Here is an 8,257-nt window from a genome sequence, read left to right as displayed (position 1 = left end):
AGGGCCTCCTTCGGGAGGCCCTTTTGCTATATGCGAGGCGCTGCCTCGCGCTCCGGGATATTTCTCGTTAGAAGAAATGGCGCGGCGGTATTTTTTGGTTTGCGATGTATTTTTTGAGGTCTTTGAGATTTGCACAAAATGATGATTTCCCCACGGCCGTGCCATGGTTGAAGCTGCGTTTCTGATCCTGCTTGTTGGTCTGCTGCTGGTTCTTCTGCGGTTTCGGAAGAGGGCACAGCGGCCACGACTTGCCATTATTGACGGTTCCAATGTGCTGTATTGGAAGGAGACACAGCTCTCGCTTGAGCCGGTTCAGGACGTGATCAAGGCGCTGAGAGTTGCCGGATATCGACCCTGCGTCGTGTTTGATGCGAACGCGGGCTATTTGGTGGCCGGGCGGTACATGAGTGGAGAGCGTTTTGCCAAGGCGCTGGGGCTTCCTAAGGTCCAGTCGCATGTGGTTCCCAAGGGGCAGCCTGCGGATCCCCATATCCTGCGGATGGCCCGGGACAGTGGCGGGATCATTGTGTCGCGCGACAGATTTCGGGATTGGGAGATTGAGTTCCCACAGGTGATGAGGGCGGATCGGTTGGTACGCGGGGGGTACCGTCGGGGCGAGATCTGGCTGGATCTGCCGAAGGAGGCGGCGCGATGAAACGGTTGTGTGGTGGATGTGGCAATGGGCCTTGCCACACAGGGCCAACAGGTGTAGTGGGACCCATCCCGCAGTGCGGGAACAGGGCGGGGTGATTCCCGCCTTTTGGGTTCGATGAAGGTGTGCGGTGGTCGCAGGCCTTCCTCTCAACTCCAACGCCTGACTAAAAGGCTATACGATGCAAAGCCAAAACATCCGTATCCGGCTGAAGGCATTTGACTATCGCGTTCTGGATGCCAGCACGCAAGAGATCGTCAACACTGCCAAGCGGACCGGCGCCCAAGTGCGCGGCCCGATCCCGCTGCCGAACAAGATCGAGAAATTCACTGTTCTGCGTGGTCCCCACGTTGACAAAAAATCCCGCGATCAGTTCGAGATCCGTACGCACAAGCGTATGCTCGACATCGTCGACCCGACCCCGCAAACCGTGGACGCGCTGATGAAGCTCGACCTGGCTGCTGGTGTTGACGTCGAAATCAAGCTGCAATCGTAAGATCGGAGGGTAGTATATATGCGCTCTGGTATTATCGCAAAAAAAGTGGGCATGACCCGCTTGTTCATGGAAGACGGCAAACAGATCCCTGTGACCGTTCTTTCGCTTGATGGTCTGCAAGTTGTTGCTCAACGCACCGAAGACAAAGACGGCTACACTGCTGTTCAGCTCGGCGCGGGTTCCGCAAAGGTCAAACGCGTCTCCAAGGCGATGCGTGGCCACTATGCTGCGGCCAAGGTTGAGCCGAAGCGGAAGCTGGTTGAATTCCGCGTTCCCGCTGACGCCCTGATCGAAGTTGGTGCGGAAATCTCCGCCGAGCACTTCCTGACGGGTCAGAAAGTGGACGTGACCGGTACCTCCATTGGTAAAGGTTTCGCCGGTGCAATGAAGCGCTGGAACTTCGGCGGTCTGCGGGCTTCGCACGGTGTGTCGATCTCTCACCGCTCCCACGGTTCCACCGGTCAGTGTCAGGATCCGGGCAAAGTCTTCAAAGGTAAGAAGATGGCCGGTCACATGGGCGCTGCACGGGTGACCACCCAGAACCTCGAAGTCGTCAAAACCGACGCCGATCGCGGCCTGGTCTTCATCAAGGGCGCTGTTCCTGGTCCGAAATCCGGCTGGGTCACTGTCAAAGACGCCGTGAAGAAAAAAGCACCCGAAGGCCTGCCGTTCCCGGCAGCTCTGAAGACTGCTGCTGAAGCTGCGGCTGAAGCACCCGCGGAAGGGGGTGAAGCATGAAACTTGACGTGATCAATCTGGACGGCGGCAAAGCGGGCGACATCGAACTGTCCGAAGAGCTGTTCGGCCTGGAGCCGCGTGCGGACATCCTGCACCGTGTGGTCCGTTGGCAGCGCAACAACGCGCAGGCCGGCACCCACAAGGTGAAGACCCGCTCCGAGACCTCCTACTCGACCAAGAAGATCTATCGCCAAAAAGGCACCGGTGGCGCACGTCACGGTGACCGGAACGCGCCGATCTTCCGCAAAGGTGGTATCTACAAGGGTCCGACCCCGCGCAGCCACGGCCACGAGCTGACCAAGAAGTTCCGCAAGCTGGGTCTGCGTCACGCGCTGTCCGCCAAGGCGAAAGCCGGCGAGCTGGTCGTGATCGAGAACGCAGAAGCCGAAGGTAAGACCTCCGCTCTGGCCAAACAGGTTGCAAACCTGGGCTGGAAACGGGCTCTGATCATCGACGGCGCAGCTGTGAACGAAGGTTTCGCCCGTGCCGCCAAGAACATCGAAGGTCTGGATATCCTGCCGTCGATGGGCGCAAACGTCTATGACATCCTGAAGCGTGACACCCTGGTGCTCACCAAATCGGCTGTCGAAGCACTGGAGGCTCGCCTGAAATGAGCGCGAAGGCAGAACACTACGACGTGATCCGCAAGCCGATCATCACCGAGAAATCCACCATGGCGTCCGAAAACGGCGCAGTGGTTTTTGAAGTGGCGATCGACTCCAACAAACCGCAGATCAAAGAGGCCGTTGAGGCGCTCTTTGGTGTGAAGGTCAAAGCGGTCAACACCACCATCACCAAGGGTAAGGTCAAACGCTTCCGTGGCTCGCTGGGCAAACGGAAAGACGTGAAAAAAGCCTATGTCACCCTGGAAGAAGGCAACACCATCGACGTGTCCACCGGACTCTGAGATTTGTCTTTCTGAAACATGAAGAGGCCCTCGCGCAAGCGGGGGCCTTTTTGTTTGGCGCCTAGGGGCATGCGCTATGATGGGGAACCTAAGGTTGGGGGGGCATCGAGGTGGCGCGCGAAGCGGGCGGCGATCGCAAGTCGCTTTTTTTGAAGTTTTTTCATCTAAGTCGTTGACCTGTGGCCCGTTTGCGGGCAAGTACAACGGGCTACGTTTGTTCTTCGACTCCTTCCGGCCATCCTGAGATAGTTTCGATGTTGCCTCAACGCGGCCTGGCTGCCGCATCCTGCGGGCAGCTCTTATCAAAAGGAAATACGGAATGGCTAACGGCACCGTAAAATGGTTCAACTCCACTAAAGGTTTTGGTTTTATTGCTCCCGAAGATGGCGGCAAAGATATCTTTGTGCACATCTCCGCTGTTGAGCGCTCCGGCCTGACCGGCCTGGCCGACAACCAGAAAGTCAGCTTTGACGTGGAAGCAGGCCGTGACGGCCGCGAAAGCGCAACCAACCTGGAACTCGTGTAAGACACCCGCCATCCACGTCGCGGCTGTTCTCTGAGCGGTTGACGAATGTGGGACTGGTATGTGACTTCGCGAGACGGCAATCATGAGATGTCCACCGGACGTTCAGTTGCCGCTCTGAGAAAATAGAAAGGCCCTCGCTTCGAAGCGAGGGCCTTTTTCGTCTGGCGATCAGCGGCGCGCAGCCAAAGGGCGGCAGCGCGAGCCGGGGCGCGCTAGTCGCTGCCTTCAGGCGTGCAGGTGGCCACAGCGTCGTAGTCGAGTGAGAAGGGCTCTCGCAGTACCTTCTGCGTCGCGCCATTGGTTACTGTGAGCCAGGCCTGGGTCGGCGTCAGGCAGAAGCTGATCTCTTCAAGCGCACCATCCCCGTCGAGATCGATTCCCAGCCGCTCAGGGCTGGTCAGGAAAATTTGCGCGTCGCTTTCCTCGGTTGCCACAATGAGCCCGATGCGCCCATTGACGACATCGGCCTGAGACGTCGAGAGCTGAAGCTGACCTGCGGCCGAGATCGACACACGCGGGAGGACCACGGCAGCTAGATCGGGCGTACCAAAGAGCACCAGAAGGCTTTCTCCTGCCGCGAGGGGGGCGTCCGGCTCCAGCGCTGTGATTCGCACCTCGTCGCCTGTCGCATCCAGGATGGAGTGGGGAAGGGGGGCGGCCTGCGCGGCGGTGAGGCCCGCAAGAAGTGCAAGCGGGAATGTCAAAATGCGCATGCTATTTTCCATCCGTGGACCAATGCGGGGGGTCTGTGACAAGCTTTACCACTCCATAGCCTTTGCCAACTTTGTGAAGATCCTTGTTCGTTCCGTTCTTGGGAGAGGTTGTGATCGTGACTTCCTTGCCGTCCTTGCCGAGAATCTTCAGCTCCTTGGTCCAGGTGATGGTCCAGTCAATCGCCTTGCCTTGAATGTGGCGGCTGGTCAGGCTGGGTTTGAAGGCAATATTGAAGCCGCTCTTGCCGATCATGTCTTTGGCGGCTTTGATGCTCTTTGCGTCATCGCCGTGATCCCAGTTGATCTTGACGCCGTCGATCTTTGGCACGTCTTTGGGCTTTGTCTTCTTGTTTGCGACCATCCATGCGTGATGCATGATCGCGGCGCGGGCCTTGTTGCGTTTGGTTGTTGATACGGTAATCTTCGCGCCGGCTGCTTTCAGGGCTTTTTCAAAGGCCTGCACCTTACCTTTGAAGCCACTCTCGAGGTCAGCGATCTTGGTGCTGTTAGGATAACTGGATTGATTTGCCTTGAACCAGGACAGGCCAGACAAGGTCTTGTCAGTATCGACCATGATAAATACTCACGAAATCTGTTGAAACACACTATAATGCGCCCAAGGTGTCCGAGGCCTGCGCAGCATGCAAGCTTATTCTTGGATGCGCGGCGTGCCGGCGCGGATCCGTCTGCGGAGGCGGGAACCGGCGCCGGCAGAGCGCTACATCGCGCTTCCCCATTGCCACCTTCCCCAACCTCTGCTACATCGCACCAATCCTGACAGGCCTCGGATTCGTTCCGGGGCCGTTATCTTTGTCGGGATGTTCTAACCTTGGGACCTTCGGGGCCCTTCAGCGGTCACCTGAACCCGGCGCGGATGCGCCAAGGCAGGGGGCTTTAACATAGCTGGGCCAAAGAAAATAACCTAAGGCTCGGCACGCTAAACGGAAGACAGAAAGCATGGCACTTAAGTCGTATAAGCCGACGACGCCGGGCCAGCGAGGGCTGGTTCTGATCGACCGTTCGGAGCTTTGGAAAGGGCGTCCGGTCAAGTCTCTCACTGAGGGTTTGACCAAATCGGGCGGCCGGAACAACACCGGACGGATCACTTCTCGCCGCCGTGGTGGTGGCGCAAAGCGTCTTTACCGGATCGTTGACTTCAAACGGAATAAATTTGATGTCGCCGCGACCGTCGAGCGCATTGAATATGACCCCAACCGGACTGCCTTCATCGCATTGGTGAAGTACGAAGACGGCGAGCAGGCCTATATTCTTGCTCCGCAGCGTCTGGCAGTTGGTGACAAGGTCATCGCCTCCGCAAAGGCAGACATCAAGCCGGGCAACGCAATGCCGTTCTCTGGCATGCCCATCGGTACCATCGTTCACAACATCGAAATGAAGCCCGGCAAAGGCGGCCAGATCGCCCGCGCAGCCGGTACTTATGCTCAGTTCGTTGGCCGTGATGGTGGCTACGCTCAGATCCGCCTCTCCTCGGGCGAACTGCGCCTGGTTCGTCAGGAATGCATGGCCACCGTTGGTGCCGTGTCCAACCCCGACAACTCCAACCAGAACTACGGTAAAGCCGGTCGTATGCGCCACAAAGGCAAACGTCCCAGCGTCCGTGGTGTGGTCATGAACCCGATCGATCACCCGCATGGTGGTGGTGAAGGCCGGACCTCTGGTGGTCGTCACCCGGTGACACCATGGGGCAAGCCGACCAAGGGCGCACGCACCCGTAACAAGAACAAGGCGTCGCAGAAGCTGATCATCCGCTCGCGTCACGCTAAGAAGAAAGGGCGCTAATCTATGACTCGCTCTGTATGGAAAGGCCCCTTTGTCGATGCTTACGTGCTGAAAAAAGCCGAAGCAGCGCGCGAGTCGGGCCGCAATGAAGTGATCAAGATCTGGTCGCGTCGTTCCACCATTCTGCCCCAGTTCGTCGGGCTGACCTTTGGTGTGTACAACGGCCACAAGCACATTCCTGTCAACGTCACGGAAGACATGATCGGTCAGAAGTTCGGTGAGTATTCGCCGACCCGGACCTATTACGGTCACGCCGCTGACAAAAAAGCGAAGCGGAAGTAAGTCATGGGCAAGGATAAGAACCCCCGCCGCGTGGCAGACAACGAAGCAATGGCAAAACTGCGCATGCTCCGTACCAGCCCGCAAAAACTGAACCTGGTGGCTCAGATGATCCGTGGCAAGAAAGTGGACAAGGCTCTGACCGACCTTACTTTCTCCAACAAGCGGATTGCGCAGGACGTGAAGAAATGCCTTCAGTCCGCCATCGCGAACGCTGAAAACAACCACAACCTGGACGTCGATGAACTGATCGTCGCCGAGGCATGGGTTGGCAAGAACCTGACCATGAAACGCGGTCGCCCGCGCGCCCGTGGTCGTTTCGGCAAGATCCTGAAGCCGTTCGCTGAGATCACCATCAAGGTGCGTCAAGTTGAGGAGCAAGCCTAATGGGACATAAAGTCAATCCGGTTGGCATGCGCCTGCAAATCAACCGCACCTGGGACAGCCGCTGGTACGCTGACACCAAAGACTATGGTGATCTGCTGCTGGAAGACCTGCGCATCCGTGATTTCATCAAGGAAGAGTGCAAGCAGGCCGGTATTGCCCGCGTGATCATCGAGCGCCCCCACAAGAAATGCCGTGTGACCATTCACACTGCACGTCCGGGCGTGATCATCGGTAAAAAAGGCGCCGACATCGAAGTTCTTCGCAAGAAGATCGCTGCGATGACTGCTTCCGAGCTGCACCTCAACATCGTTGAAGTTCGCAAGCCGGAGCTCGACGCTCAGCTCGTTGGCGAATCCATCGCCCAGCAGCTGGAACGTCGTGTGTCCTTCCGTCGCGCGATGAAACGGGCCGTGCAGAACGCCATGCGCATGGGCGCCCTGGGTATCCGGGTGAACGTCGCTGGCCGTCTGGGCGGTGCGGAAATCGCACGGACCGAATGGTATCGTGAAGGTCGTGTGCCGTTGCACACCCTGCGCGCAGACATCGATTACGCACACTCTGAAGCAACCACGCCCTATGGTATCATCGGGATCAAAACGTGGATCTTCAAAGGCGAGATCATGGAGCATGATCCCCAGGCGCGTGATCGCAAGGCTCAAGAAATCCAGGACGGTCCGGCACCTCGCGGTGCAGGCGGTAACCGTCGTGGCGATCGCTAGGGAGAACGCGATATGCTTCAGCCAAAGCGTACTAAATTCCGCAAGATGCACAAAGGCCGGATCAAAGGCCTCGCAAAAGGCGGTTCCGACCTGAACTTCGGCACCTACGGCCTGAAGGCAGTGACACCCGAGCGTGTGACCGCCCGTCAGATCGAGGCTGCTCGTCGTGCAATGACCCGTCACATGAAACGTCAGGGTCGTGTCTGGATCCGTATCTTCCCGGACACCCCGGTGACCTCCAAGCCCGTCGAAGTTCGTATGGGTAAAGGTAAAGGCTCCGTGGACTTCTGGGCGTGCAAAGTGAAACCGGGCCGCGTGATGTTCGAAATCGACGGCGTCGGTGAAGACATCGCCCGGGAAGCTCTGCGTCTCGCAGCTATGAAGCTGCCGGTTCAGACCCGCATCGTGGTTCGCGAAGACTGGTAAGCCCGGTCTTTCGAATGTGACTTAAAGCCCCCCGTCAGGAAACTGGCGGGGGGTTTTGCGTTTCAGGCTCCGTCGGCGAGACGCCAGATGCGGTGACGCGCGGGGCTCAGCTGCGCTCCGGCCGCGAAGACGGCGCCAGATCAGGTGTCGATGGATGGGGCAGGGGGCTGCTCATGCGTCGAGCGCTGCTGACCTCGCATGAATGCCTTCTGTATTTGAGACAGATCGTCGGCTCGGGGCTGTGCTCCGACTGTTCCTTAGTCTGGCTTGGCCCGAGTCACCGCCCTTCTGCCTCCCGACTCTTTCGTTTGCGCGAGTCGCCTTGCTGGCATGACTCGTGGTTGCGACTCGATGTGCCGGGGGATTCTTGTGCTTTGATTGATTTGGCCCACTATATATGGTCTTATGAGACGTCGCATCGCGCATGTCCCGCACCGAACGGGTTTTGCTTTTGATCGGCATGCCAACATGGTGCCTAATTATTATCTATATATAACAACGCGTTGCGCAGAAATCATGGAGATTTCACAAAAAGTACAAAAAAGGGGTTGCGGGTATTTGGATCTGACCTTAGAACCCCCTTCACCGGCGGCGCTGAGGCGCTACGGGGCGCG

13 protein-coding genes are annotated in these 8,257 nt (G+C 58.0%); 11 read left to right on the top strand and 2 right to left on the bottom strand.

The window, feature by feature from the left end; genetic code table 11:
* The first annotated feature begins 163 nt into the window (after positions 1–163).
* The 6 genes from HCZ87_RS18515 (at position 164) to HCZ87_RS18490 (ending at position 3,319) form a co-directional block, all read left to right on the top strand.
* Entirely contained in the window at positions 164–655 is a 492-nt protein-coding gene (locus HCZ87_RS18515; protein WP_167646211.1) for a hypothetical protein, read from the top strand.
* 178 nt (positions 656–833) lie between these two features.
* On the top strand, positions 834–1,148 hold the full coding sequence (rpsJ, locus tag HCZ87_RS18510; RefSeq protein WP_058289455.1) for a 30S ribosomal protein S10: 315 nt from the start codon (positions 834–836) through the stop codon (positions 1,146–1,148).
* Between the two features lie 18 nt (positions 1,149–1,166).
* Positions 1,167–1,886 (top strand): 50S ribosomal protein L3, encoded by a 720-nt coding sequence (gene rplC / locus HCZ87_RS18505; RefSeq protein WP_167646208.1) that lies wholly within the window; start codon positions 1,167–1,169, stop codon positions 1,884–1,886.
* Positions 1,883–2,500 carry a 50S ribosomal protein L4 gene (gene rplD / locus HCZ87_RS18500; RefSeq protein WP_167646206.1) on the top strand — a complete coding sequence of 206 codons (618 nt, stop codon included), beginning with the start codon at positions 1,883–1,885 and terminating at the stop codon, positions 2,498–2,500. Before rplC ends, rplD begins: the two co-directional genes overlap by 4 nt.
* Entirely contained in the window at positions 2,497–2,793 is a 297-nt protein-coding gene (locus tag HCZ87_RS18495) for a 50S ribosomal protein L23 (protein WP_167646204.1), read from the top strand. Before rplD ends, HCZ87_RS18495 begins: the two co-directional genes overlap by 4 nt.
* A gap of 319 nt (positions 2,794–3,112) precedes the next feature.
* Positions 3,113–3,319, top strand: coding sequence for a cold-shock protein (locus tag HCZ87_RS18490; protein ID WP_167646203.1), 207 nt, complete (start codon positions 3,113–3,115; stop codon positions 3,317–3,319).
* 212 nt (positions 3,320–3,531) lie between these two features.
* On the opposite strand, the gene HCZ87_RS18485 is transcribed toward HCZ87_RS18490, so the two are convergent.
* Together HCZ87_RS18485 and HCZ87_RS18480 are read right to left on the bottom strand one after the other, a co-directional pair.
* The gene (locus tag HCZ87_RS18485) at positions 3,532–4,032 is read right to left on the bottom strand and encodes a hypothetical protein (RefSeq protein ID WP_167646201.1); all 501 of its coding nucleotides are present in this window, start codon (positions 4,030–4,032) and stop codon (positions 3,532–3,534) included.
* Between the two features lies 1 nt (position 4,033).
* Entirely contained in the window at positions 4,034–4,606 is a 573-nt protein-coding gene (locus HCZ87_RS18480; RefSeq protein WP_217701976.1) for a hypothetical protein, read from the bottom strand.
* Positions 4,607–4,989: 383 nt separating this feature from the next.
* On the opposite strand from HCZ87_RS18480, the gene rplB reads away from it, so the two are divergent.
* From rplB to rplP, 5 genes are read left to right on the top strand one after another with little or no spacing between them, the layout of a single operon-like run.
* Positions 4,990–5,832, top strand: coding sequence for a 50S ribosomal protein L2 (gene rplB, locus HCZ87_RS18475; protein ID WP_068245414.1), 843 nt, complete (start codon positions 4,990–4,992; stop codon positions 5,830–5,832).
* A gap of 3 nt (positions 5,833–5,835) precedes the next feature.
* Positions 5,836–6,114, top strand: coding sequence for a 30S ribosomal protein S19 (gene rpsS / locus HCZ87_RS18470; RefSeq protein WP_167646199.1), 279 nt, complete (start codon positions 5,836–5,838; stop codon positions 6,112–6,114).
* Positions 6,115–6,117: 3 nt separating this feature from the next.
* On the top strand, positions 6,118–6,498 hold the full coding sequence (rplV, locus tag HCZ87_RS18465) for a 50S ribosomal protein L22 (protein ID WP_167646197.1): 381 nt from the start codon (positions 6,118–6,120) through the stop codon (positions 6,496–6,498).
* Positions 6,498–7,217: a 30S ribosomal protein S3 gene (gene rpsC, locus HCZ87_RS18460; RefSeq protein WP_167646195.1), complete on the top strand. Its 720-nt coding sequence runs from the start codon at positions 6,498–6,500 to the stop codon at positions 7,215–7,217. The genes rplV and rpsC overlap by 1 nt, the downstream gene beginning before the upstream one ends.
* Before the next feature lie 12 nt (positions 7,218–7,229).
* Positions 7,230–7,643, top strand: coding sequence for a 50S ribosomal protein L16 (rplP, locus tag HCZ87_RS18455; RefSeq protein ID WP_167646193.1), 414 nt, complete (start codon positions 7,230–7,232; stop codon positions 7,641–7,643).
* Positions 7,644–8,257 lie beyond the last annotated feature (614 nt).

The organism is Phaeobacter sp. HF9A, from assembly GCF_011806385.1.
GTDB lineage: Bacteria > Pseudomonadota > Alphaproteobacteria > Rhodobacterales > Rhodobacteraceae > Epibacterium.
The sequence above is the reverse complement of the archived record's forward strand: the minus strand, read 5'-3'. Positions and strand labels throughout refer to the sequence as shown.